This window comes from Chitinophaga sp. 01L420 (assembly GCF_056399985.1).
Genome location: NZ_JBFTSK010000002.1, coordinates 20,501 through 47,300 on the forward strand (window position 1 = coordinate 20,501; position 26,800 = coordinate 47,300).

At 43.0% G+C, this 26,800-nt stretch carries 16 protein-coding genes; 2 read left to right on the forward strand and 14 right to left on the reverse strand.

The genetic code is table 11. The features are described from left to right. Window positions 1-15: 15 nt before the first annotated feature. Entirely contained in the window at window positions 16-1,104 is a 1,089-nt protein-coding gene (locus tag AC1DP6_RS01785; RefSeq protein ID WP_477053328.1) for a Wzz/FepE/Etk N-terminal domain-containing protein, read from the reverse strand. Between the two features lie 58 nt (window positions 1,105-1,162). After that, window positions 1,163-3,487: an SLBB domain-containing protein gene (locus AC1DP6_RS01790; protein WP_477053674.1), complete on the reverse strand. Its 2,325-nt coding sequence runs from the start codon at window positions 3,485-3,487 to the stop codon at window positions 1,163-1,165. A 675-nt stretch (window positions 3,488-4,162) separates the two neighbouring features. On the opposite strand from AC1DP6_RS01790, the gene AC1DP6_RS01795 reads away from it, so the two are divergent. Continuing rightward, the gene (locus AC1DP6_RS01795) at window positions 4,163-4,663 is read left to right on the forward strand and encodes an RNA polymerase sigma factor (protein ID WP_441577800.1); all 501 of its coding nucleotides are present in this window, start codon (window positions 4,163-4,165) and stop codon (window positions 4,661-4,663) included. Between the two features lie 68 nt (window positions 4,664-4,731). Here the strand turns inward: AC1DP6_RS01795 and AC1DP6_RS01800 are convergent, their stop codons facing one another. The 12 genes from AC1DP6_RS01800 to AC1DP6_RS01855 form a co-directional block, all read right to left on the reverse strand. Further along, window positions 4,732-5,949, reverse strand: a complete 1,218-nt coding sequence (locus tag AC1DP6_RS01800; protein WP_477053329.1) for a sterol desaturase family protein — start codon at window positions 5,947-5,949, stop codon at window positions 4,732-4,734. A 224-nt stretch (window positions 5,950-6,173) separates the two neighbouring features. After that, a complete protein-coding gene (locus AC1DP6_RS01805) occupies window positions 6,174-7,586 on the reverse strand; it encodes an RtcB family protein (protein ID WP_477053330.1) in 1,413 nt (470 codons plus the stop codon). Next, a complete protein-coding gene (locus tag AC1DP6_RS01810; RefSeq protein ID WP_477053331.1) occupies window positions 7,568-8,338 on the reverse strand; it encodes a hypothetical protein in 771 nt (256 codons plus the stop codon). The genes AC1DP6_RS01805 and AC1DP6_RS01810 overlap by 19 nt, the downstream gene beginning before the upstream one ends. 88 nt (window positions 8,339-8,426) lie before the next feature. Then, on the reverse strand, window positions 8,427-9,215 hold the full coding sequence (locus AC1DP6_RS01815) for a hypothetical protein (RefSeq protein WP_477053332.1): 789 nt from the start codon (window positions 9,213-9,215) through the stop codon (window positions 8,427-8,429). A gap of 87 nt (window positions 9,216-9,302) precedes the next feature. Continuing rightward, a complete protein-coding gene (locus tag AC1DP6_RS01820) occupies window positions 9,303-10,367 on the reverse strand; it encodes an AAA family ATPase (protein WP_477053333.1) in 1,065 nt (354 codons plus the stop codon). A gap of 997 nt (window positions 10,368-11,364) precedes the next feature. Then, window positions 11,365-11,931 carry a DinB family protein gene (locus AC1DP6_RS01825; RefSeq protein ID WP_477053334.1) on the reverse strand — a complete coding sequence of 189 codons (567 nt, stop codon included), beginning with the start codon at window positions 11,929-11,931 and terminating at the stop codon, window positions 11,365-11,367. A gap of 580 nt (window positions 11,932-12,511) precedes the next feature. After that, window positions 12,512-13,594 carry a PA0069 family radical SAM protein gene (locus tag AC1DP6_RS01830; protein ID WP_477053335.1) on the reverse strand — a complete coding sequence of 361 codons (1,083 nt, stop codon included), beginning with the start codon at window positions 13,592-13,594 and terminating at the stop codon, window positions 12,512-12,514. Between the two features lie 68 nt (window positions 13,595-13,662). Beyond that, window positions 13,663-15,441, reverse strand: coding sequence for a MutS-related protein (locus tag AC1DP6_RS01835; RefSeq protein ID WP_477053336.1), 1,779 nt, complete (start codon window positions 15,439-15,441; stop codon window positions 13,663-13,665). 129 nt (window positions 15,442-15,570) lie between these two features. Then, entirely contained in the window at window positions 15,571-17,001 is a 1,431-nt protein-coding gene (locus AC1DP6_RS01840) for a glycoside hydrolase family 125 protein (protein WP_441577791.1), read from the reverse strand. Between the two features lie 64 nt (window positions 17,002-17,065). Next, a complete protein-coding gene (locus AC1DP6_RS01845) occupies window positions 17,066-19,495 on the reverse strand; it encodes a bifunctional YncE family protein/alkaline phosphatase family protein (RefSeq protein WP_477053337.1) in 2,430 nt (809 codons plus the stop codon). 212 nt (window positions 19,496-19,707) lie between these two features. Beyond that, a complete protein-coding gene (locus AC1DP6_RS01850; protein ID WP_477053338.1) occupies window positions 19,708-23,109 on the reverse strand; it encodes a methylmalonyl-CoA mutase family protein in 3,402 nt (1,133 codons plus the stop codon). A 650-nt stretch (window positions 23,110-23,759) separates the two neighbouring features. After that, on the reverse strand, window positions 23,760-24,479 hold the full coding sequence (locus tag AC1DP6_RS01855) for an NUDIX hydrolase (RefSeq protein ID WP_441577788.1): 720 nt from the start codon (window positions 24,477-24,479) through the stop codon (window positions 23,760-23,762). A 165-nt stretch (window positions 24,480-24,644) separates the two neighbouring features. Here AC1DP6_RS01855 and ligA point away from each other — a divergent pair, with 165 nt between their 5' ends. Continuing rightward, window positions 24,645-26,759, forward strand: a complete 2,115-nt coding sequence (gene ligA / locus AC1DP6_RS01860) for an NAD-dependent DNA ligase LigA (protein WP_477053339.1) — start codon at window positions 24,645-24,647, stop codon at window positions 26,757-26,759. Window positions 26,760-26,800 lie beyond the last annotated feature (41 nt).

Genomic DNA, 26,800 nt, shown 5'->3' on the forward strand with positions numbered 1-26,800 from the left:
CCGCGATAATTAGATTTATTGCATGATTTCTCTGTAAACCTTCCGGATAATCAATGCTATTACTGTCAGGAATCCGCCAAGAAAACCACCCAGAATTAATCCTTTTAATCTTCCGAACTTCTTCTTATCCAAAGGCAAAATAGGCGTATCAACTACCTGGATAACAGGTGTTTCCTGGGCCATAGCCAACTTACTTAATTCCAGATTTTTAATTACCTCTGCATACATGGTCTGCAACACCATTTTATCCCTCAGGGCTAATTCAACGCCGACGCTTGCAAGCTGTCTGGCAGGATTAGTATTCAGGTCCTGGGCTTGCGCTGCCGAATACGTTTTCTTATTCAACATCCCTTCCAGCGAGTCGGCCTGTTGTTGCAGCCTATCGACATTTATTTTATTGCGCTGGGTTTTGGTGTCAATATACAGGTCTAGTGCTACAGCTACCAGTTTCTCTGTAAACAACTTGGCAAACATTTCATTCGTGCTGTTACAAGTCACCGAAATAAATGACAATTTTTTATCTGGTTTCTCAACTTTAAGATTTTTTTCAGAGAGCGCGTTTTGAAACACATTCAGTATACTGTCTTGCTGCAATGTAAACAACGTACGGTCTGCCCCAATAGGAAAATGCATCGTTTCAAGAGCTAATTTATTTTTCCACTTATCCTTCAATTCATTATACTCAATATACAGATCTGCTAATGACATTTTTTTTCCTCTGTAGACGGCCTGCCCGGACAATAAAGCCTTTTCGATCAGAAGCCTGGATTTTAGCAACCCAAGTATGTTATCGCCACTAAACGCACCACTACTTCCTCCTATTCCTCCAAGATCTATCCCAAACTGGCTTGCGATACCAGCATAGGCTCCCAACGGACTGGATTTACTATCTTCCACCACAAAAGTAAGCTCCGCGCTATAAACCGGGTCTGTAATATAAGAATACCAAAGCCCAAGCCCGGCGCCAACTAATCCTATTGCAATAACCAAGAACTTCTTCCTCCATAAATAGCTGATCCACTCTTTAATTTTAAGAATCAGCTCCTTAAGTGATATCTCTTCATTATCATCCCTGTCAGCTGAACTCTTTTTTGAGATCTCCATGTATTCTTATCTTTTAATTATTGCAAACTGTATTCTAATAACTAATGAATACTAAATATTATTTAATTTTATCCAGTAAAGTCACAATAATCAATGCCACAGTAGCTAGTCCGCTTATTAGTCCTACAGTTTGGKGATTCAAACCTTTTCTTTCCCTTTTACTTGGCACATACACTTCTGATCCGGGTTTAACTTTAGGATATTTATTGAAGAATAACACCTTCCTGGTGCTTTTAACCTCACCATTAGGATATACAACATAGCTTCTCCTTTTCAAAGCACTCGAAGTAAAACCACCTGCTCCCCTTATATAATCTCTGAAATCATTTCTTGTATCAAACCGTATTTTCTTAGGGAAATAAATTTCTCCAAAAACTTGAACCGTTTGCAGCTTTTTAGGGATCTTCAATACGTCCCCTTCTTCCAGCAAAATATCATACTTTGATCCTGGTTTCTTTAATATGTCGTCAAGATTAATTCCAAGCAATTGATATTTACGTTCCATCATATTCTTAACACTGGAAATGCTCGCACTATCCTCCAGCTTGCTATAAAACAGTGCCAATTTGTTATTTAATAATGCACTATCAGAGCCATTCACATAGGTTTTACGCAACAGCAGAGCACCTTCCGGGAAGGCTTCAGATCTCAACCCGCCAGATCTGGTAACAAGCTGAGAAATGCGTTCCCCTTTGTTTATAATAGCATATTGCCCAGGATAAACAACCTCCCCTTCCACCAAAATATTGGCCTGTTCACTATATCTTGGAGATTTACGAATTATCACCTCATCAAACGGTTCTAACATAATCTGTTCTCCAGCGATGCTACTCAAATCTGCACTAATATCAAACTGTCTGATAATAGCTTTTGCACTGTCCTTACCATTATAGTCGCCACTCCTGATCCTTCTGGATACTTCCACATGCTTTAATGAGGCCGCGTCCTTGAGACCACCAGATATCAATATGAGGTCTTCCAAACGCATACTATCTGCATAAGGAAACGCACCAGGTCTGTTTACCTCCCCACTGATCGAGATAAAATACTGCTGTCTTAGATCCTGCTTGGAAAACACAATCACACTATCTTCTTTCTGAATGGGCAAGTTAGTTTTTCCACTGATAATATCCTGTACGTTAAAACTTATAATCGCAGGGGTAAAGTCATCCTGCAAACGACGTATGATACCTCGGTTTAGGGATGCTTCTTCTCTTACACCATCTGCCTTTTTAATCAAGTCCAGCAATGTCATGCCTTTTTCCAGACCATAATTACCAGGATGAAAAACCGCTCCTGCTATGGTGACTCTGTTACTAAAACGGTTCAGGATAGAATCAACAAAAAACTGATCACCTGACTTAAGTTTAAAAGTAGCAATCTGATCAGCCGAAACATTTATAACTTCTCTTTCCTTATTATTAATACGATATCCTGTTATATTATCTTTAAACGAACCATCTGTATAACCACCCGCATAATCCAATATTGTCTGCAGCGTTTCATTATCTTTTGCTTCAAAAATAGCCGGACGTTTTACCTCTCCAATCAATTCCACGCGTGTTTTGTAAGGATTTACCTTCACAATATCCTGATCCTGTAAAATAATATTGTTGGTTAAATCTCCTCTGGTAATAAAATCATACAGATCGAAAGTATTAATCACCTGCCCATTTCGAATTACCTGTATGCTACGAAAGGAGCCATTTTCATCCGGACCACCAGAAACATACAACGCATTTGCCACAGAAGCCAGAGAAGGCAGTGTATAAGTACCCGGCCGCTGCACTTCACCTATCATTAAAATCCGGATGCTCCGAATATCTCCAAGAGAAGTTTGTACGAAAGTTTTACCGCTTGATATAGTAGAATAAATAGTAGACAATTGTTTGGTAATTCTTGTTTTGGCCTCTTCCATTGTTAAGCCATTCACATATACTGGTCCCAGGTTAGGAATGCGTATATATCCTTCTTCTGTTACAGTCAGCTTATACTGTACTTCTGAATAACCATATACATCGATCATTAGTTGGTCATTAGCCGCTAGTCTGTAATTAGAAGGAGTGGGGATTCTTAAGTTGGGTTCAAATGTGATATTCTTATTGCTGAACAGTTCTGATCCAAATATTTTCTTCCTTTTTATGGCCTCAGGGTTTGAACCTTGTCTGAAAATATCTACCTGACTTGTATCAGAATCGTTAAATGATCGTTCAGAATACTGTGTATTTTGCTGAAAAGTTTCGGAAGCTTTTTTCTTATCAAGCGATTTATCCAATCCCATTATTGTTATCCTGGTCTTCAACTTCTCTGCTTCTGCCGGAGGCACACCTTTCTGTTCAGCATAAGAATCAATATCAGACATGGTCAGATTATTTTGCTTCATCTCTGCCACGATCCGTCTGATTTGATCGTCTGATAAGTTATCTACGTTTACTTGCTTTATCTGAGCTGGGGACGGAACCTGTGCCATTACACACATACCTATAAACAGGAACAGTTGGACCAACAGTAATTTTCTTAACATGTATGATAGGATCTAAACTTTCTCGAATACTTTTTTGGAAACAATCTTACTTGGCTTCCACCAAATAAGGTGCAAATCTATTAAAAATAACATATAAATGTTAGTTCCATCAGAATTCCTAACACTTTTAAGCTGAAATCATTATGAACTATCGGCTGAATGTTTAAACATATGGTCTGAAGATACGGGCAGCACCATGCAAATATGCGTCCAAATATTATTCTACGACTAATTTTAAGATAATTATAATATATGATTTTACTTAATACAATAAATCCTTATTATTAAAATCCTTTTGTTATTCTTTTACGTTTATCTATCTGAGAGTCGTCCATGAATTACCTGTTTTGAAAAATTACGATTACTACTTAAACTACCACCGTTTTTATTGATCTAAGTACTAGCCTGGGATAAATTGCTTGAGAATCAATTGTATTAACTAAAAAATGTCATGTTTTAACAGCCCCTTGGCATCCTCTGAATATATCTTTTACCCCTTTTTGTTTAAATTAGTTAAGGCAAAACTTAAACATTATGTCGTCTGTTGAATTTAACACCTTGCTTATTGGAAACGCTGATTTCCTGAAACCCTTTGCTTTTACCCTCACGAAAGATGCCGAACAGGCAAAAGATCTTTACCAGGAAACCCTTTTCAGAGCCCTTTCCAACCAGGAGAAATACCTGGAAGGCACCAACATCCGCGCCTGGCTATTCACCATCATGCGGAATATTTTCATTAATCATTATAGAAAAAAACTGAAGCATCGCATGGTCGCAGAACCCAGTGCCAGCGATTTCTTCATTAATTACCAGCAACATACAGTCACCAATAAAGCGGCCTCTAACTTACAGATGAAAGATATTCATGTGGCAGTTTACCACTTGCCCAATATCTTCAAAAAGCCATTTATGCTTTATTACGAGGGTTACAAATATTTCGAGATTGCAAATATTCTACAGGAACCATTGGGAACTATCAAAAGCAGAATACATTTCGCCCGGAAAATACTTAAATCGCAGGTGCCAAGACAATAATTTATCCCTAAACATTAACATAAACGTATCATCCAGCCCGAAATAACTTTCAGGCCGGACTATCTTAGCTATGAACGGTAGTAACCATATACCAGCCGCAGATAATGTTCTTTCAGATGTGACTGGAAATAAAAAGCAGTAACCATAATAATGGCAGCCGCACAAAGGAACCCTGGATGAGGCCATACATAGTAACCCGCAAAGCATAACACCAGATAACGGGCATACTCCAGATAAAATACCCACTTCTTTTGCTCCATAATAGCACCACAGTTGATCAGCGTAAGCAGTATCAGCAAGGCTACACATACCTGTATAAATACAGGTACATAATGCTCCAGTAACAGGAAGGAAAATAAAACCAGCAGCGTGACTACTATTTGCCACAATACATAATTAAACAGCTTAGGCGTTTCCGTTATATGAGGGTTACGCAGCAGGAATTTCTCCTCCAGTACCTCCCGTGCTCCCGGATCAACATTGTCCGGCTTACCAAAAATAATACGCAGCTTGTTTCGCCATCCCTTCGCCTGACGGGCAGAATAAAGCATCTCCAGTATAAAATGAAAATGCTGCCATAGAAAACTATTACTTTCCAATGGCTTGGTTAAACCATACACAGGTTCCTCCCCTTCTTTCACAAAAGTGCCGAATAACTTATCCCAGATGATAAATACATCTCCATAATTCTTATCGAGATACTGAGGATTGCTGGCATGATGTACCCGGTGATGAGATGGTGTAACCAGGATATATTCAAGAATACCCAAATTACCAATAGTACGGGTATGTATAAAAAACGGATATAACCCATGCACCAGTAGCATACTCGTGATCATGGCGGGCGGGAAACCTATTACCGGCAGTATTGCCCAGAAACCAGTACGTACAAATGCCTGGAACACCGTGATACGTGCAGATACCGTATAGTTAAACTCTTCACTCTGATGATGCACTACGTGCGCACACCAAAAAACAGTTACTTCATGCGCCAGCCGGTGATACCAGTACCAGATAAAATCGGTACATATCAGTAACGCTACCCATAACAATACACTGGATTTAATATCAAATATGGCGTAATGACGATACAGGTAATCGTATACAAAATAGAAAAGGCCCACGGTAAACGTATCCAGTAAGCGCTCGGCAATACCCACACTCAGGTTGGTAATGGAATCATTAAACTTAAAATAAGTCTTGCCTTTTTTACGCGACACTAGGTATTCCAACCCAATGAATGTCAGGAAAAAAGGAACTGCCAATGCCAGGTAGTTTAAATGCACTTTGTTAAATTTTAAATCCGGAAATCCTTGATCATAAGACATAGGCTCATACACGGTGCCAGCCCATGTATAGGTATCATAAATAAGTATCTGGTGGTGGTAAACTACCACAATGATAAGTAATAAAAATTAAATATCCTACTATTTCACTAGACTAATAAAAACGAAAAGCGGAAAACAACTTTCGTCATCTTCCGCTATCGCGTCATTGCATATATCTTTAGTTAGTCCTCCGGAGGTCCGCCATCGGCCATTCTCACTACCTTAGGAACAAATTTCCCTATCACTTCCACCAGGTCTGTTTGGGCGGCCATCACGGTATTGATATCCTTGTACGCACCAGGCGCTTCATCCAACCCTCCTCCAATCAACGTAACTCCATGCTCCTGCAACACCTGCGTTAACTGCTGGTCCGTAATTGATTTCTGCGCCTGAGTACGGGACATCAGTCTCCCTGCACCATGCGATGCTGACTGCAGGCTGCTTACTTCTCCTTTTCCCCGTACAATAAATCCAGGTGCCGTCATAGATCCCGGAATCACTCCCAGTACACCTTTACCTGCTGGTGTTGCACCCTTACGATGCACAATCACTTCTTTACCCTCATATGTCTCTTTCCAGGCGAAGTTATGGTGGTTCTCTACTCTTGCCAGCAAGGTGGCGCCCATCGCATTGATAAGCCGTTTATGAATCAAATGGTGGCAGGCAGACGCATAATCACCCGCCAGGTTCATAGCCAGCCAGTATTCCTGTCCTGCTTCTGAATTCAGATCCAGGTAAGCCAGATGTCTTGCCTTCTCCGGCAACGGACAAAGATCTTTTGCCACCTGCGTATAATGCCCCGCTATCTGTGCCCCCAGTCCACGGGAACCGGAATGCGATAACAACGCCACATAATTACCCGGTGCTAATCCCCACTCATTCCGTGCATCTGTGATAGTCGCAATTCCCCACTCCACAAAGTGGTTACCGGAACCGGAAGTTCCCAATTGACCAGCAGCTTTATCAAACAGATTCTTCACGAAACGTATTTCCTTAAACTCAGTTCTTTCCAATACCGGATCGGCTTCCCTTTTCTTCCACTCCACTCCCGCACCAAATTTAGTCCAGTTCACCAGCTGCTTCTTGTATTCGCTTTCATTTATCAACAACGACTCCTCCGGCAGATCCAGTATACTCAAACACATACGACAACCAATATCCACCCCCACACCATAAGGAATAACCGCATTATCAGCTGCTAATACCCCACCTATAGGCAATCCATATCCCTGATGCGCATCCGGCATTAAAGATCCGGCTACGGCAACGGGTAAACGAACTGCATTATTCAGCTGCTGTATCGCGCCGTCCGCAATATTATCCAGCCCGAAAACGGCGTAAGGTACCGGCGTTTCACGCAATGCAATTTCTTCCGGCGCAGTTGGTGTCAGCAACTGTTCAGCTACCTTTCCTAACTTCTCATCCGCTACATAAGCAGCAGGATCCGCCAACACTTTCTTCAAAATATCTATCGCTTCGTCACGGGTCAGATGACTGAAATGTTCGTCCATTACATTGATGACTAAACGAAACACAGGACTTTTTGGGTAACCTAATCCCAGTAAGGTTTTACCGCCTACTTTAAAATTTGACATACGGGGTTATTTTTGTCATACCATTCTTCCTGCAACAGTTGTTGCAGGGTCTTCTGCTTAAATTTATACTTTTCATTACCGCTAAAAGACCATCTTCTCCAACTAGATCCTCTGCTCCGCGTAAGCTTTCTGATTTTATGATTCAGATAATGCTGCTCCACGTAATTATCGAGCTGTTTGATTTGCGATAGCAGTTCAGGTACCATCATTCTCACTTGCGTAATCATATTAGGCTTGATACGCAATACGAATCGCCACGACTCTTTAACAACCATTCGCTTCACCGGCAAGAGACTATTCTTGTGAAAGAAAAGCTGTTCTTCAAAACAGTTTTCCTCTCTATCAGTAAATGCTAACTTTTTAAAGTGACTTTCATCAGGCTGTAACAAATGCTGTTCTCTCAATACCAACTTCTTTCTGCCATGTGATCTTTTCTTTACTTTAAAATCTTTACGATGACTGTAGTCATAGGTATTGATCTTCTTTAGCAACGCCTGGTAAAAGTCGGCGTGCTTCCCTCTTGCCACATCATCTCTCAACACAAAGAATCGCTTATAACCTATCATTACCGGCGGCTCCAATGGTACATAGCCACGCTTGTTCCAGGCCAGGCTCAACTCCTTTCTTTTTTTATCGAGCGCTAATAAGTATTTCTCAAATTGCGTCCGCGCATCACGTGTTCTTCTTCTGCCAGTTCTTATTCGTGATGCTGCAATATAGTTTTCAATTTCCGTTTGTATCGGATTGTCCATAACCAATGATTCATTTCCCACTTAATTGCTTCCATTTTTTTGTAGAAGCGATTGCTCAAGCTGTTGTATATGGACATTTTATTCTTTCTCATGACTTCATTTTTTTAAGGTTAACAAATATGTTTGCCCCAATTCCTTCTTCTACTTCTTTTCTTATAAAGGCATCCGGCAGCAGCCACTTATCCACAAGGTATCGCCCATTGCAGTCGCCCAACCATTCTCTCCGTCTGCTGTTATAGCTCCCATACTTTAACTTAGACAGTTTGGGGCGCAGCATATTTCGCTTCAGAAAGCCACCTATCTCATCCATCTGTGCAAGTAATTCCGGCGCCTCTACTCTTTGCTGTGTGATTACATTGGGTCTTACTCTCAGTATAAAGCGCCAGGGTTCTTTGAATACGTATTTTTTTACCGGCTTCTTTGTACGTTTATCCTGTTTAATGACTTCCTCAAAGCAATTCGCAGCACGACGGCTGAATCCCATTTTCTTGAAGGTGGCTTCATCTGGCTTGTACAATTTCTGCAGGTATACAATATACCTCCATCGCCTTTTACGCCGTTTACTCACACGGAAACTCTTCTCCGCACAATAAGTGCCGGTATTGATCTTGTCAAGAATACCCTGATAAAATCCGGCATCTTTACTGCGGGCTACATCATCTCTCAAGACAAAAAAACGTATGTATCCTTTTACGATAGGCGGCTTCAGTGGAATATATCCGCGGCTGTCATAAATTTTCCACAAAGCACTGTACTCCCTGTCCAGTTTCAGCAATTGCTTATCCTGATGCGCGATGGCAACACGCTTCCTCTGCCTGACACTTCTTATACGCGAAGCAGACAGCAGTGCATCTAATTCCAATAAATAATCGTTCATAAAACATGTTTAGGTGTTCGATCGGAACTCCCTTAACATGCTGATATAAATGGACAAATATTTTCTCTTGTTAGTCATATTTTCAGTTTATGCTATTTCTTCCAGCGCTTCTCTTCTGAACCCAATCACATGTTGTTTTCTTTCAAAAGAAGGCTCATGCTGATTCGCAATTTCTGCAATCGTCATGGGTTTATTAATCACACTGTCGAAGCCCATGTGCTTTGATAATTGCTGTGCTTTATCTACCTGTAACCGCTTAAATTCATACTTGGCAATCAACCGGCCTTTACGCAACAATGCACTGTCTATGGCAGATAAGTCGCTGTTAAAAGAACATACGAGTTGTATATTCAAACAGTCTGCCAGCAAGCCATCCGATAAGTTCAATAAATTAGATACCGATGAATTGCCTGAAAACTTACGATCCATAATTACATTTTCAGCATCTTCAATAATCACCACGCAATTAGGATTATCAATCAACAGTTCCATGAACTCCGGATTCATAATATTGTTAGCCAGATCAGGCGAAACAAACAGTACCCGTTTTTTGATCCTGCCAATCAGGTAACGCAAGTAAGTTGTTTTCCCTGTTCCTGGTAAGCCATGCAGCAATACAATTCCTTTGTCTTTATCTTTCTTCAGTCGTTGCTGTATTACCTTATCTATTTCTTTAAATTCTTCCTCATAAAACATCCCGATATCGAGGCGGGTACGTTTTATTTCCAGGCTTTTCAGCTCCAATCCTTTGCGTCCGCTGGTGATGAGATTTATTTCATGTGGTTCTCTGCGCTGTTTTTCTTTATAGCGTGTAACCATGTCCGTTACTTCAGTTACAAAAGCAGGAATTTGTCCATTGTGCAGTATTTCGCACCATGATTGCCAGAACGCTACTACGCAGTTATTATTCAACACCATCAGTGTTTGATTATGCTTGTACTTTTTCTTTTTGTTATCATAATCGGTATAGCGATGGGTATGCGTAATAATATTTCCATATGTTTTTGCAAAAGCAGCGGCGGCTTTGTCGCCATCTACTTCATAAATATTGTTGATATCCGGAATCGCATTAAAATTAACGGTATACACTCCCTTCGGATCAAAATGCTCACCATCAGTGATTTCGATGTTATTATTAACTATATGCTTCATGTTACGTTATCTCTTGAATGTGAATACTTCCTGCTGATAAAGATTTCCCAGGGCGGTGAGCCCTGGGAAAATCATACTTATCATGGGGGAAATTACAAGTTATCCTTATGATAACCTGATTGTTGGGGGTTAAATTGCAAACAGAGACGAAAAAATATATCTTCAAAAGGAGAAGAAAGCGGAGCAGGATTACTCCGCCTGCCTGTTTTATATGTACCTCCTCAAATAATCTTTTTTGCAACACAAAAAAACCCGGTCTGTTTTCACGGACCGGGTTACTAACGTTAACGTATACACTACGTTAAGACATAACCCGGCCATTTAACATTAATTGAATTAATGCTATCCTGAAACCATTTACTGCGGCGGATCTGAACCCGTTCTGTAATTGCCGGCAAATTCATTATCATAAAAACGATAACAAAAAAGCCCGGATCCAAGGACCCGGGCTTCTGTTATTTTTACAAATATTTTTGATCTACCTGTAAACATAAAACGCCCGGAACCCGCCACTGCCTTGCTCGTAGCAAGGAATTGCGTTGTCCATATATAGATTGAAGCGTTTCATTTTTATAAGTTTTCTTTTATTATCAATTTTAACGATGCAAAGATAACAGGATATATTTTGATATTGCAAATTTTTAACAAAATATTTTCAAATATTTTTTCTATGCTTTATTCAGCAGTACTTTTTCACTTAAAAAATTAACGGTTGTATCTGTGACCAGCAGCAGGTTTCAAGATTTTGATGCCGGATTGCAACTATTCTTGTGCATCATTACATATACACTGTCCACTTATCTCCTTGCTGTTAACATTTATGATAAATGCTCGTAGATATACGTTATCTGACCCTCCTGCTGATCTACGCTCTTCAGTGTATATCCTTTGGGGATAGCCATTTTTAACGGTAGCAAAAAGCCGGAAGTGTGCATACCTCCGGCTTCAGTAACCAATCGGGACTAACAAATACAGATGTTGATGGTCGACCTTAAAATTATATTAATACCGCACTCTCTTCGAACTCTGTCTGGAGCCGTTGCATCTGACGGATATGCCGTTCAATATGCTTGGTGAGGAAATAGATGTATTGGTATATATCGAGCTTACCCAGCTGATTTACAGACATGTTAGTGAATACAAGTACACCTTCTCCATTTTTCAGGAGAGACAGATTATACATGCATTGTGCATATTGCTGTTTCAGGAGGGCTTTTACCTCTTGTATATTTTTAAATCCGGTAGGTTCCATATGTTCTGGTCTTACCCAACCAAAGGACTTGCTACCGATGACGTCTATCTGGCTTAATTTATCCTGGTAATCCGCTGGGAGTATCACGGTGTGGCCGGTCTTTTTACGTTCCAGCGCACGGCGGGTACTCTTATTAATGATCAGCAGCAGGAAATAGTTGGTCAGCGTAATATGCTCCAATACTTCTCTGATGTTCCATTGATCGCGGTCTGGTTTGAAGTGCAGTAATGCCTGGTCTTTTTCAAACCACTGATCCAACTCTTTGAAATTGGTGAGTAAAGCCTCTCTTACAATTTGAATAACGTTTCTCATCATCTAACGTTTTGGGATTATGCACTTTGCTGTTTGCTAATGAAATGGGTTAGCGCATAACTTCATTTAAAAAATATTTTGTTTGCCATTTTTATGCCGGATTTGGCCACAAAAAAACCCGGCCGTATTTACGGACCGGGAGTAATAATGTATAGAGAGTGATCTCACATTACCGCATACCATGTCCGTATGACTTTTTAAAGGCAAAGCCATCCCGTTTACACCACGAGGTGTATTTTTTTTGCATTACAGTTATCTTTTGAAATTCTTTCAATGTCGTCATTTCAGTACTGCTTCAAAAGCAAAAAGTCCCACACTTTCTCTAGTGCGGGACTTTTGTTTATATCGTTTGATAACTTTTTCTATCGTTAACAATCGGTGCAACACGCCCGCAATCTGGCCTTGACCTGCTTTTGCTTGCAGGCCATCGCTAAAATCTCGTATGTTGATATAAGTTGCACAGTTCTTTTTGTTCTTGGAACAAAGATAATTTTTATTTTTTTTATTACACAAAAAAACACCCTACTTTTTTCCTAGACTTAACATTTAGTTTAAACTGCAACTATTTCATACGGCTATCTCAGAACAAACTCAATTGTGAATTTGGCCGTCGGAACGCGTCTGTATTGAATTCGAAGCGATCCTGGTTCAATCCGTTCTTTTTAGTGTGAATTTTAAATTGTTGCTTAATCAGGTCGGCGAAGTTTCCTTCTCCTCTCATCCGGCGTCCAAATTCGCTATCATTCACGGTTCCTCCGTGCATTCCTTCTATGAGATGCCATACTTTATCTGCCCGGTCGGGGAAGTTTTTGTAGAGCCAGTCGTTAAAAATGATCTTCACTGCATCGTTGAGCCTTACCACCGTATAGCCTGCATACCTGGCCCCATTGGCCGCTGCCGCTTCCAGCAGGCGGGGAATCTCATGGTCGTTCAGTCCGGGTATAATGGGGGCTGTCATAACGCCAACGGGTACACCGAGATCGCTCAGCTCTTTCACCACTTTAAGTCTTTGTGCTGCAGTAGCTGTACGGGGCTCCATTTTCAACCGCAGATCCTCCTGCAGCGTGGTAACGGACAGGTATACGCATACCAGGTTTTCCTGGGCCAGCTGTTGCAGCAGGTAGCGATCCCTCAATACCAATGAGTTTTTAGTAATGATGCCCACCGGCTGTTTGTACTCCAGCGCTACCTCCAGCAGCTGACGGGTAAGCCACATCTTGCGCTCCACCGGCTGATAGCAGTCGGTATTGCCCGACAGGGAAATGGGCTTGGGCACCCAGTTCTTGTTGTCCAGGAACTTACGGAGCAGTGCAGGAGCATTGTGTTTCACTATGATTTTACGCTCGAAATCAAGACCGGCACTCAGACCCCAATATTGATGCGTATTCCGGGCATAGCAGTAAATACAGCCATGTTCGCAGCCCTGGTAGGGGTTCATAGAAAACCACATTCCCACATCCGGACTATCTACCTTGTTGACAAGGGTCTTTGCATGTTCTTCAAATATCTGGGTGGGTACATCCGCCTGCCACCACTCATCAATACCTTCGGCATGTTCCTGCGCATATTCGTCCGTCAGAAATTTATTCTTCGGATTTATCTGCGCACCACGGCCTTTATAATATTGAGGCTCTGATCCCCCTTCCTGGAACGGCAAAGTCATAGACTAAATATTTTAGTAAAACTACTAAAATATTTAGTTATTTATATAATTTGTTTTAAGCGGTAAGGTTAGATAATCTCCATCTGCTTCATCAGGAAGGTGGCATTCTTATTACGAGCAATGCCTTCCCGGATGCGATAGTCGAAGTAAAGATGATTGTCCTGTATAGTGCTTTCGAAGCAATAATTGCGGATCTGATTGGGATACGCACCTTCCAGTTGCCCCAACTCCAGGTCGTGCGTAGCAATCATCCCCAGGCAATTGTACTGCAGGAAATGTTCTATCAGGCTGCGGGAGCCGGAGAGCTTGTCTTCCGAATTGGTGCCTTTGAGAATTTCATCTAACAAAATAAATACCCGCTCCCCTGTTTTCAGTTGACGGATAATATGCTGTAAACGTAGCAATTCTGCCTGGAAATAAGAAGTATGACTGGCAATGGAATCCTTGATCCGCATAGAGGTCATGATATGCATAGGGCTGAAAATCAGACGCTCCGCACATACCGGCGCACCACACATGGCCATCAGCAAATTGGCGCCCACACTGCGCAGGAAGGTACTCTTCCCGGACATGTTGGATCCGGTAATGATCAGGAAATTGTCTTTTTTCCCGGCAGCACCATCGTTCTTTACACATTCGCTGGCGGGGATCAATGGATGCCCCAGCGCAGTAGCCTCCAGTACACACGCATCTTGTGGTTCCGGCCAGGAAAACTGCGGATGATTATACGCATAAGTGGCCATACTATTCCATAATTCAAACTGCGTAATCACATCAAACCATTTGGCAATATGGAGCTTGTGTTGCTGCTTCCAGCGCTCCAGTCGCAGGATACAATGAAAATCGTACAGCATCAGGGAATTAAGGATTAACCCTACCAAAAGATTCAAACGCTGATCAAAGGCAGCGCTTACACGTGCCAGCCCTTTCAAAGCCACATCTGCCTCTTTCGCAATGTCCTGCTGCTCCTGAAGCAATGTCGACTCCTTGAAAGAACCACTTTTAATAAGGTTGAGCAAAATCGAAAACTTATCCAGTATACGCTCCTTATGAGACATGAGCCCATACTGCGCCATGATATCCTTTTGATTAATGCCCAGTAAGAACCAATTCACCACAATCATAATCGTTAAGGGGTACCAATGCCCGCTCACGCTACCATACACAATGGCTGCCACTGCCAACGAAGGACTTGCCCAGATGGCAATATTGATCAGTTTACTGTTAATAAAATGGAAAGGCATTTCCAACCACGCGGCAATTTCGCGGCGGTCACTCTCCTCTTCTTTTGCCAGCAGGGCATTAGCGGTGAGCAGTTGCCGGAACTCCAGTTCGGGCGCCAGCACTTTCAGCGCCTGTTGTGTATCCAGGATTGCAGCCCCACTTCTAAGCGGCGTACGCAAAGCTGCTGCCAGCATGCGTTTGCCGGATAAAGTACCGGTTCTGTTGATATGTTGAAAGATAGAAGATGGTCCAAATACATCCAGATCACTGGTAAAATCATGCTTATCATCCACAAATTCATTCCCGTCTTCAAATGACGATTGCCAGGTGGTGACAAGCTGTAACTCCTTCCTGTTAAGCTCCAGCAAGGTTTCGAATAATTGAAGTCTTTGCAGCGCTTTGGTATAAAGTATCAGTAACCGGGCAAATGCAATAACCCCTGCTATAACTAACAGCAGCCAACCAACCATCCATCCGTTCCTGATCAGCTGTACCACGCTGGTGCCTACCAGCAGGAAACTGATTAACCGGGCCCACGATAAAGTAGAAGTCAACCTTTTCTCCTTTTTCATCGATTCATTGAACTGATCTATTCGTTGCTGGTAAATATTTGCTGCTACCATTAATACTGTCAGGTTTATTGATTTAAGAATACAGGTACTATCTAATAAAAAATCAGGGACCTCATGATTTATGTTCACAATTTATTGAACATACCTCACAAAATCCCTGATTAAAGTTATCTGGATGATTTATGCGTATTGTCTTTTCAGCAGATCCGGATATTCCTGGCTTACTTTCAGGATCAATTCACCGAATAAGGTATTCACCCAGGCAAACCAGGGGCGGGTAAACTTAGTCGGATCATCCTTGTGATAAGATTCATGAATAAAACCAGTACCACCGTCTGTATTGCGTAATGTTTTGATACAGTCAGCTATTTCTTCTTTATCATGGCTGGTTAAAGCTCTCATGATAACACTCATTGGCCAGATATAATCGTTACCGGTATGCGGACTGCCTACGCCATCACCATATTTACCTCTGTAAAACCATGGCTGGAAATTGCTCCATACAAAATGCCTGGATGCCTGGTACAGTGGATCATCGATGCCTGTGTAGCCCAGGTAAGGGATGGATAAGAGACTAGGTACGTTGGTATCGTCGAGGAATAAACGATTGCCAAATCCGTCCACTTCAAAGCCATACATCATGCCCAGCTTGGGATGCTCCACAATAGCATATGCTTTGATAGCCCGGTCTACTTCATCTGCCAGCGCAGTACATTCTTTTGCAAAGGCGGCATCTTTATAAATAGTTTCGCTGATTTCCGCCAGCTGCCGCAGAGATACTACGGCAAACATATTGGAAGGAATCAGGAAAGGAAATACGGTGGCGTCATCAGAAGGGCGGAAAATAGACACGATCAGGCCTACCGGAGATATTGGGTTCCCCCAGCCTCCATTTGCCACTGTATCCGACTGCACAGCAGAGATACGCTGGAACTTGTACGGACCATGGCCATCTTTACGCTGCTGTTCCTTAAATGTTTTTACGATAGACTGAGCCGCCTGTTTGTATTTAGCATCAAAGGGCGTATTGTCGCCACTTATTTTCCAATAATTATAAGACAAGCGTACTGGATAACACAGGGAGTCAATTTCCCATTTACGCTCATGCAGTTCCGGTTTCATATCTGTCAGATCTTTATCCCACTCACTACCGGTTGGTCCTTCATTGAAAGCATTGGCATATGGATCAATGAGAATACATTTTGTCTGGCGATTAATCACGCCCACTACCATTTCCTTCAGTTTCGCATCATCTTTTACCAATGGCAGATAAGGCCATACCTGGGCAGAGGAGTCGCGTAGCCACATCGCATTGATATCGCCGGTGATCACGAAAGTATCGGGTCTGCCGTTTTCTGATTTAAAATTAACAGTGGTGTCAAGTGTATTAGGAAAACAGTTTTCAAACAACCAGCCTAATTTGGTATCTGCGATCTGCGCTTTTACCTTCACAATCGTCTTTTCCACTGCTTCGCTGGTAAATTTCCGCTTTGCCAATGGTGGGCGCTGGGAGGTATATCCGTTCCAGCCAAATACTGTTTTGGGCAGTCCCAGCCCAACAACGCCTGCTACCAGGGCGCTGTTCTTTAGAAAATCTCTCCTTGCAACCATAACGTTTTTTGAATTTAGGAACCCCTAAAATAGAAAAGTTTCCTGGATTTGCTTAATCGATTTATCAATCGTCCTCTTCTTCCGTAGCCTGTAACTTCACAAAAGCACTTCTCCTGGGTGCTGGCATCACTGAATGCTCTCCATGGATGGCCTTCCACACCACTTCATTCAACTCCAGGTCCGGTACCCGGTCTTCATGCGCCAGATCAAAAGTGGCAGAACGGCGTGCACTTTCATTCCAGGCCACATTTCTTTCATGAATGTCTACCCGGGCGGATAAAGCTGTATAAGGTGTCAGGTCAGGTGTAGCAGAAAATAACTCCCACATAGGATTGGCGGCAGCATCATACTGACTCATAGGAGGCAAACCCAGTATCAGTTCTATGGTACGCAACATTCCTGAAGTGGAATACATATTATGACTGACTGCATTTCTTTTGACGTAAGGACTGATAACATAGGCCGTAGAACGGTGAGCATCTATGTGATCAGGGCCATTCTGGGCATCATCTTCCAGAATAAAAATGGCGCTTTCCTTCCATATCTTACTATGGGAGATGTAATCAACCAACTGCCCTACTGCCAGGTCATTGTCCGCGACGGCAGCATAAGGCGAATAGGCGCCTTTCCGCATACCACTGGTATGGTCATTGCCTAAACGGATACTGTTGAAATGTGGCACTGCGTCAATGGCCAGCAAAGAATCAAAATCATGTTGCCAGATTTGCTGCCGGACTACATCCTGGATATTCAGATCAAAAGAAGGATAATCTGTACAGAAATTATTTTCCAGTGATTTGAGCGCCGCTTTTCCCTTACCCGCAAACTCACCATAAGTACGGTAAGTCACACCTGCACGATTACAATAATCCCAGATAAATCCTTTTTTGGGATACGCTATTTTACGGCTGCCCTCATAATCATAGGTGCCACCACGGCCACCATAGCTGGTAGGCCAGGTTTTCTCCACATAATCAGTAGCATAGGCCGCCATACTCCAGTTATGTCCATCCGCGCTGACTTCTGCATCTACATAGAAATTATCCAGTAACACAAAATCACCTGATAAACGATGCTGATTAGGCGTAATACGCTCAGGAAAAATACACAAACTGCTATCTCCGTTTCCTGCGGTCATATCCCCCAATACCTGGTCGTAGGTTCGGTTTTCCTTGATAATGTAAAAAACATATTTAATGGGAGAAGTTTGTCCGGCAGTCCGTGGAATCGGGTTACCAGCTTCCCCTGCAGCGGTATCTTCTTTCGCTTTTGTATAAGGTGTATTTTCATATACCCATCCGGACCAGCGGCTCAACAATACATCCGTTGGTTCATTAAAAACAGACAACGTCCCTTTAAACAAACCTCCGATATATTGTACTGGTCTGTCTTTCCTTGTATTCGCCTGATGTGATCCACTCTCCTCTTTTTTGTTGATTGGATTAGGGCCATCAGGATTAGCCATAGAGGTAAATCCTTTACCGTTGGCAACGAGTACTTTCTTTCCCATTACTCTTACACAGGTAGGATACCAACCTACTGGTATAAATCCTTTAGACCTGCTTTTACCTGGATTGGTCACATCAAAAACGGCCAGACAATTATTATCTGCGTTGGCAATGTACAGCTGTTTATTATTTGCTGATAATGCCAGCCCATTTGTAGTAGACCCCGCGGGCGCATCCGGGTACAATGCCGTTTGTAACGATTCAATTACTTTATGATCTGCGGTATTGATAACGGCTACCGAGTTATCATTTGCATTAGCTACGTATAAGTATTTCCCATTGGCAGATAGAATCATTTCATTGGGATGGCTGCCTACAGTAATCGTATTACTTATTTTCTCTGAAGCGAGGTCAAACACAGCCACTGCATCACCACCCCAGAGGGAAATATAGAGGTGGCTTCTATCTTTTGACAGCAGGGCCGTATAAGCTTCTGCCGCCAAAGGAATATGTGAGATGACTTTATTTTGCTGCAGATCGATCACATAAAGACTATTATCTTCCTTGGTTACTACGTATAGCCGGTTACGTGATGGATCTATTACCATACCTGTAGGGCAAATTTTTTCTTTCGGCCAGGCCAGTCCCAGCCGGATACTATCTGTTACCTGCAATTTATTATTAGTGATCGCATATTGCCAGATTACATTATCGTTGGCCCCGGAGGCATACAACTTCTTTTCATCCTTGCTAAAGGCCAATCCCAACCATGACTTCGGAATCGTTACTTCGTCCAGCAGCTGCTCTTTTACTGCGTCTATCAATTGGATGGTTTGCCGGCTTTGCCCATTATTGGTAACGGCCAGATACTTCCCGGAAGACGACAGTATCATGTTCAACGGTAAATCACCCAATGGCAATGAATGCCCCACAGGCGTTAAAGCCCAGCCATTGGGTAATGTAATACGTTTTGCTACTGTATCTTTGATTTGTGCAGTTGCCTGTAAAGTCACAAAAAAAAGGAAAACGAAAAATATTTTCTTCATAACGATATGATAAGTGAAGCTGTAAAAATAGGCGCCCTACTCTATGGAGATAATGGTTCAATAAAAAGTAATACTAATATAATATAAAGAGCGGAAAGCTTAAAGCAGAAAGCAAAAAGCTATTGAAGCGAATGACTAAAGTGGAAACAATACCCGCTCTGATCATTCGCTTCAATAGCTTTTTGCTTTCTGCTTTAAGCCTTCCGCTTTAATTACATATTTCTACGGTACTGTCCACCCACTTCGTACAGTGCATGTGTAATCTGTCCGAGAGAACAATGTTTCACCGTTTCCATCAGTTCTGCGAAGAGATTACCATTGCCTACTGCTGCCAGCTGCAACTGCTTCAGCGCTGCAGCACTCTTGTGTTGGTGTCTGTCCTGGAAGGCTTCCAGCGTATGTATCTGGAATTCTTTTTCTTCTGTAGTAGAACGGATTACTTCCGCCGGAATAATAGTAGGTGACCCATTTTTATTCAGGAAAGTATTTACACCTACGATCGGGAATTCGCCGGTATGTTTCAGTGATTCATAATACAGGCTTTCTTCCTGTATTTTATTACGCTGATACATTCTTTCCATCGCGCCTAAAACACCGCCACGCTCTGTGATACGGTTAAATTCGTTGAGTACGGCTTCTTCTACCAGGTCCGTCAGTTCTTCAATAAAAAAGGCGCCCTGCACCGGGTTTTCGTTTTTAGCGGTACCCAGTTCCCGGTTGATGATGAGCTGTATAGCCATAGCCCTTCTCACACTTTCTTCTGTAGGCGTGGTAATGGCTTCATCGTATGCGTTGGTGTGCAGGGAATTGCAGTTATCGTAGATAGCGTACAATGCCTGCAATGTGGTGCGGATATCGTTGAAATCAATTTCCTGCGCATGCAGACTGCGGCCGGAAGTCTGGATATGGTATTTCAGCTTCTGTGAACGATCATTTCCTTTGTATTTATACTTGATGGCCTTTGCCCAGATGCGGCGGGCTACACGACCTATTACCGCATATTCGGGATCCATACCGTTGCTGAAGAAGAAAGACAGGTTAGGCGCAAAATCATCAATGTTCATGCCTCTGCTCAGGTAGTACTCTACATAGGTAAACCCGTTGGACAGCGTGAACGCCAACTGTGTAATAGGATTGGCGCCGGCTTCGGCAATATGATAACCGGAAATACTCACAGAATAGAAGTTCCGTACTTTTTCTGTGATGAAATATTCCTGCACATCCCCCATTAACTTCAGTGCAAATTCAGTCGAGAAAATGCAGGTGTTCTGAGCCTGGTCTTCTTTCAGGATATCTGCCTGTACGGTACCGCGAACGGTACTTAGTGCGTGTGCTTTTATTTTTTCATATACCTCTCGGTCCAGTACTTCTTCGCCGGAAATGCCCAGCAGCTGTAGCCCGAGACCATCGTTACCTGCTGGCAGGTCGCCGCTGTAATGCGGCAGCGGATGATCTTTGAATTTCGTTTTTATCAGTGTGGTTACCTTGTCGGTCAACCCATTTTCTTTGATGTATTTTTCGCATTGCTGATCAATGGCGGCATTCATGAAAAATGCCAGCAGTATGGGCGCTGGGCCGTTGATCGTCATGGATACAGAGGTTTTTGGATCACAGAGATCAAATCCGCTGTACAATTTTTTAGCATCGTCTACGGTGGCAATGCTCACGCCGGAGTTACCTACTTTACCGTAAATATCCGGTCTCACTGCAGGATCTTCGCCGTATAGAGTTACGCTGTCAAATGCAGTAGACAGGCGCTTTGCCGGTTGATCCAATGATACATAGTGAAAACGTTTATTGGTTCTTTCTGGTCCGCCTTCTCCGGCAAACATGCGGGTTGGATCTTCTCCCTCTCTTTTTAATGGAAATACACCCGCAGCATAAGGGAACTCGCCAGGCAGATTTTCTGTGAGCTGCCAGCGGAGAATATCGCCCCAGTCTTTGTACTTAGGTAAACTAACCTTAGGAATCCTGCTATGGCTAAGGCTTTCGGAATAGAGTGGTAATTTAATCACTTTATCCCTTACCTGGAATTCGTAAAAATCAGCAGTATATTTTTTCAGCAGGGCAGGCCATTCTTCCACCAGTTTCTTACACTCCGGATGTAATGATTTCTCCAGGTGTGCTTTGATGTCGGCGAGGGAGGCGGCGAGAGCTGGCTGCAAAGCGATGACTCCTTCTACCTGGTACAGCTGTGTGGCGATTTTGCATTGCTCATCTGTCCATTTGCTGTAATCCCCGATGGCTTCTGCAATTTCGGCGAGGTAACGTACTCTTGCCGGCGGAATGATCTGTGATTTGGTAGAAGTAGATTTCACGCTTTCATGGGCCATAGGACCGAAGCTGGCACCTGTTTTCTCTTCTACTTTCTCCATTACCCTTTCAAACAACAGGTTGATGCCCGGATCATTAAATTGAGAAGCAATAGAACCGACTACTGGTAACGCATCTTCCTTAGCGTCCCAGAGGCCGTGGTTGCGTTTATATTGTTTGCGCACATCATGCAAAGCATCGAGTGCGCCGGCTTTATCAAATTTGTTGATGGCAATCACATCTGCATAATCCAGCATGTTAATTTTTTCCAGCTGAGAAGCAGCACCATACTCTGGTGTCATTACGTACAGGGATACATCGCAGTAGTCAGTGATAGCGGTATCGCTCTGTCCTATACCGGATGTTTCCAGGATGATAAAATCGAAGGCAGCCAGTTTGCAGATGTCGATTGCTTCCTGTATATGCTCACTGATGGCTTTATCGCTTTCGCGGGTAGCCAGGGAGCGCATGTAGGCGCGGGGATGATGAATGGAGTTCATACGGATTCTGTCACCCAGTAAAGCACCACCCGTTTTCTTTTTGGATGGATCGACTGAAATAACGGCAACCGTTTTATCATTTGTATGATTCAGGTAGCGACGCACCAGTTCATCGGTGACACTACTTTTACCGGCGCCACCTGTTCCGGTAATGCCCAGTACGGGAGATCTTTCCGGGTCAGCTGCAGTATGAGTGATATGTGCTGTTGCAGTTTCATCCACCGTTACAGCGGTGCTGGTTTTCTGCCCTTTGAGCAGTGCTACTGGCATATCATTTTCTGCCAGGCTGATCGACCGGGCGATGATTTTCGGATTCTTTTCTTTTTGCAGTTGTGGGATATCTTCCACATTACCGCCTTCTGTGAGTGGTTTCACAGCAATGTCGCACTGGCTGATCAGGTCTTCAATCATGCCTTCCAGTCCCATCTGCCGGCCATCATCGGGTGAATAGAGGCGTGCAATGCCGTATGCATGCAGTTCTGCAATTTCCACCGGCAGGATGGTACCGCCGCCGCCACCAAAAATTTTTATATGGCCACAGCCTTTTTCCTGCAGCAGGTCATACATATACTTGAAAAACTCCACGTGCCCACCCTGGTAGGATGTTACCGCTATGCCTTGCGCATCCTCCTGAATGGCACAGTCTACAATTTCCGCTGCAGAACGGTTATGCCCGAGATGAATTACCTCGGCACCTTTTGCCTGCATAATGCGCCGCATGATATTGATGGCCGCATCATGACCGTCGAATAAAGCTGCTGCTGTTACAATGCGAACCTTATGTTGTGGTGTATAAGACATAATATGATGGTAAGTTTTAGGTATCCGTTAGTCGTAATCCAGTCTTTGTCATTCCTCCACAGGAAGAATGCAAGTTACGGAAAAACCTGCTGAACTGCCGGTATAGCACGGGTTTACCCAGAATTAGAATTGATTGAACAGGGGCCTTGTCTTGTTGCAAAATTTTTAACTGATTCCGAAATCGCTTAGTATTTCCCTAAAACAACTTTCCCCTGTACAATGCCTGTACAAGGGAAAGCGTAAAGTAAGACACAAGGCAGTAATGCTTAGCAGTCTTATGATTCATAACGTGGAACTATAAAATCAATTTATTGATGAATGATTTTGTAGTCTTTTAAATCTTGTTTAGTGGAATTTTCTACATACGAAATATACTGTGAAAAAATCTTAGCGCGAATCAGTCGTAAATTTTGGTTTTATGTCGAATAATAAGTTGCTTTCTAGGATGTGTATATCTTACACAATCTTACTTAAATTTTTGTTAAATACAAACTTTTTTTTCTTTTTCTGGAGAAAAAGAATGCTGCAAATTATTTGCAGGTACGCACGTTACCAAATCCTTATTGGTAAAGGATTTTGACCTCATGAAAATTAACGGAAATAATAAGAAACAGGGGTGTGCGGGCTAAAAAAGTACCATCACAACGTCACTAGAAGCCTATACCCAGGTAGCGCTTCTTACGCTGGTCATATTTATCAAAATTAAATTTGTAGAGCTTGGCAGGACGATGCGGTACATCTTCCTCTTCTTCATTCAAATCCATCAGTAAATCCATGGATAAAAACTTTTTCCTGAAGTTGCGGCGGTCCAGTTCCATATCCAATATGGCTTCATAAAGATTTTGCAGCTCGCGGAGGGAGAACTTACGGGGTAACAGGTTAAATCCGATAGGCTGTACCAGCACCTGCTGTTTCAGGCGCTCATGGCAGGTATCCAGGATTTGCTTGTGGTCAAAGGCCATGTCTTGCAGGTCTTTAACGCTATGCCAGTGCAGTTCGTTATTATGCGTCTTCAGCTCTACATGTTCAATATTCACAAGGGAGTAGTAAGCTACCGTAACCACCCTGCCTGCAGGGTGCCGCTGAATAGCACCAAAGGTCTGTACCTGCTCCATATACACAGTATCCAGGCCTGTACGGGCTTTCAGCACGCGATAAGCAGCTTCGTCCAACTCTTCCTCCGGCCGGACAATATCGCCCAGCAGCGACCATTTCCCTTTGTATTCTTTCAGATCTGATTCGATCAGTAATACCTTCAGCTCATCGTTGTTAAAGCCGAAAATAACGCAGTCTACAGAAATCGCCACCTTGAAATAGTCTTTTATTTCTACAAGGTGCGTATTGATGTTCTTGGTGTACATAGACATCATAAGGAACGTGGAATTACAGAAAAACGCAGTTAATTGTTCTTACGCAGAATTATAATCAAATGAAAGAAAAAATTACCACATTTAAAACAAAATCCACCGAATTTTTTGAAGAGATATCCCTAACGTGAAAGATAAGTTTAAATTTACGTCTCAGTTTCACATATTATGTACACAAAGGAGATAGAAATAACCCTGGCGCAGCTGGCCAAAGATCTGTTAAGCCACTTACAGCAGCAGCAACTGCTGCAATCCATTGATGAAACCCTGGATGCCCTTCGCCGTGTGATCAGTTACAACGACTGGCGCTACTACGTGCAGAGCGAACCAGTGATAAGTGATTATGAATACGATCAGCTTTTCGCCTGGCTTAAAAAGCTGGAGCTGGAACATCCGGATCTCATCACAGCAGACTCCCCTACCCAGCGTGTAGCTAAGGGGCTTACCAAGGAATTTGTTACGGTACCCCACCTGGTACCTATGCTCAGTCTGGAGAACTCCTACAATGCAGATGATCTGCTGGACTGGGATCGCAAAGCCCGGGAAAGCGCCGGCATTCCTGAAATAGAATATTGCATTGAACCTAAGTTTGATGGCGCCAGCATTTCCCTGATTTATGAAGATGACCATCTCACACGTGGCGCCACCCGCGGCGACGGCGTGGCAGGAGAAGATATTACTACCAACATCAAACAGATCCGCTCTATTCCATTATCTGCTAAATTCTCCAAATACGGCATTCACCAGATAGAAATCCGCGGGGAAGTACTGATCAATAAAAATACCTTTAGTGCTTTCAATGAAAAACGTATTGCCGACAATCAGCCACCACTGGCTAATCCACGCAATGCGGCCTCCGGGTCCCTCCGGATGGTAGATCCTAACGAAGTGGCCAAACGTGGACTGGAAGCTTTTCTGTACCACATGAGCTATCATACCATAAACCCGGGGCAAACAGAACCCGATGCGCTCACAACGCATAGTGGTACGCTGGAACTATTATCTACCCTGGGATTCCGCAGTCCGGCCAAAGAAAAGAAAGTAGTTAAAGGTATTCAGGCCGTGATTGATCATTGTTTGTGGTTTGAAAATGAACGCGATAACCTGCCATATGAAATAGATGGTATGGTGGTAAAAGTGAACGACTATAACCTGCAGGATAAACTGGGCATGACCACGCATCACCCGCGTTGGGCTATTGCCTATAAATTCAAAGCACGACAGGCCACCAGCAAGCTGCGCAGCGTAGAGTTCCAGGTAGGCCGCACCGGCTCTGTTACACCTGTGGCAAAGATTGATCCTGTGCCCATTGGCGGTGTTACCGTTGGCTCTATTTCTCTTTTTAATGAAGAAGTGATTAAAGAGAAAGACCTTAAGCTGGGCGATACAGTACTGGTAGAAAGAGCGGGAGATGTGATTCCTTACATTGTAAAATCTGTAGCCGACCTGCGGGATGGCAGCGAACAGGATATTGTGTTCCCCACCCACTGCCCTGTATGCCACGATAAGTTGGTAAAAACAGCAGACGAAGCTGTGTGGCGCTGCACCAACATTAACTGTGAAGCGCAGGTAGTGGAAAGAATGATTCACTTTGTGAGTAAAGACGCCATGGATATTAAAAGCTTTGGCGAAAGCAATGTGCGCAAGTTCTTTTCGTTAGGACTACTGAAAGATATTCCTGGCATCTACGAACTGGACTTTGAGAAAATAGGTGCACTGGAAGGCTTCGGTAAAAAATCACTGACCAACCTGGAAACGGCTATTGCACAATCCAAAACACAACCGCTGCATCGGCTCATATTTGGACTAGGCATACGCTATGTAGGCGAAACCACCGCCAAAACACTGGCCAACGCAGTAACGCATATCATGGATCTGCAAAACTGGACAGAAGAGCAGATCCTTGCGCTGGAAGATATAGGCCCTAAAGTAGCCGGCTCTATCCGTGTGTTTTTTGCCAATGAAGATAACATCGTCATGCTGGATAAACTGGCTGCGCTGGGCATCAACATGGAAAACACTAAAAAGTCAGCACCTACATCAGGTAACCTCAACGGACAAACGTTTTTATTTACCGGCACCCTGCATAAACTAAAACGTAGTGACGCGGAAGAGATGGTAGAAAAAGAAGGGGGCAAAATAGTGAGTGGCGTGAGCAGCAAACTCAACTACCTGGTAGTAGGAGATGATGCCGGTAGCAAACTGGAAAAAGCCAAGAAAATCAATACCGTTAAAATACTTTCAGAAGAAGAATTCATTCAGCTGTTAGATATTAGCCTCTAGCTTTTATTCTTCAGCTATACAATTGACATCATTCACTAAAA

Excerpts from the sequence above, each read along its gene's own strand:
- AC1DP6_RS01850 (WP_477053338.1), bottom strand. The coding sequence starts at position 23,109 with ATGTCTTATACACCACAACATAAGGTTCGCATTGTAACAGCAGCAGCT.
- ligA (WP_477053339.1), top strand. The coding sequence starts at position 24,645 with ATGTACACAAAGGAGATAGAAATAACCCTGGCGCAGCTGGCCAAAGAT.
- AC1DP6_RS01795 (WP_441577800.1), top strand. The coding sequence starts at position 4,163 with ATGTCGTCTGTTGAATTTAACACCTTGCTTATTGGAAACGCTGATTTC.
- AC1DP6_RS01810 (WP_477053331.1), bottom strand. The coding sequence starts at position 8,338 with ATGGACAATCCGATACAAACGGAAATTGAAAACTATATTGCAGCATCA.
- AC1DP6_RS01785 (WP_477053328.1), bottom strand. The coding sequence starts at position 1,104 with ATGGAGATCTCAAAAAAGAGTTCAGCTGACAGGGATGATAATGAAGAG.
- AC1DP6_RS01805 (WP_477053330.1), bottom strand. The coding sequence starts at position 7,586 with ATGTCAAATTTTAAAGTAGGCGGTAAAACCTTACTGGGATTAGGTTAC.
- AC1DP6_RS01825 (WP_477053334.1), bottom strand. The coding sequence starts at position 11,931 with ATGAGAAACGTTATTCAAATTGTAAGAGAGGCTTTACTCACCAATTTC.
- AC1DP6_RS01840 (WP_441577791.1), bottom strand. The coding sequence starts at position 17,001 with ATGGTTGCAAGGAGAGATTTTCTAAAGAACAGCGCCCTGGTAGCAGGC.
- AC1DP6_RS01845 (WP_477053337.1), bottom strand. The coding sequence starts at position 19,495 with ATGAAGAAAATATTTTTCGTTTTCCTTTTTTTTGTGACTTTACAGGCA.
- AC1DP6_RS01855 (WP_441577788.1), bottom strand. The coding sequence starts at position 24,479 with ATGATGTCTATGTACACCAAGAACATCAATACGCACCTTGTAGAAATA.
- AC1DP6_RS01820 (WP_477053333.1), bottom strand. The coding sequence starts at position 10,367 with ATGAAGCATATAGTTAATAATAACATCGAAATCACTGATGGTGAGCAT.
- AC1DP6_RS01830 (WP_477053335.1), bottom strand. The coding sequence starts at position 13,594 with ATGACTTTGCCGTTCCAGGAAGGGGGATCAGAGCCTCAATATTATAAA.
- AC1DP6_RS01815 (WP_477053332.1), bottom strand. The coding sequence starts at position 9,215 with ATGAACGATTATTTATTGGAATTAGATGCACTGCTGTCTGCTTCGCGT.
- AC1DP6_RS01835 (WP_477053336.1), bottom strand. The coding sequence starts at position 15,441 with ATGGTAGCAGCAAATATTTACCAGCAACGAATAGATCAGTTCAATGAA.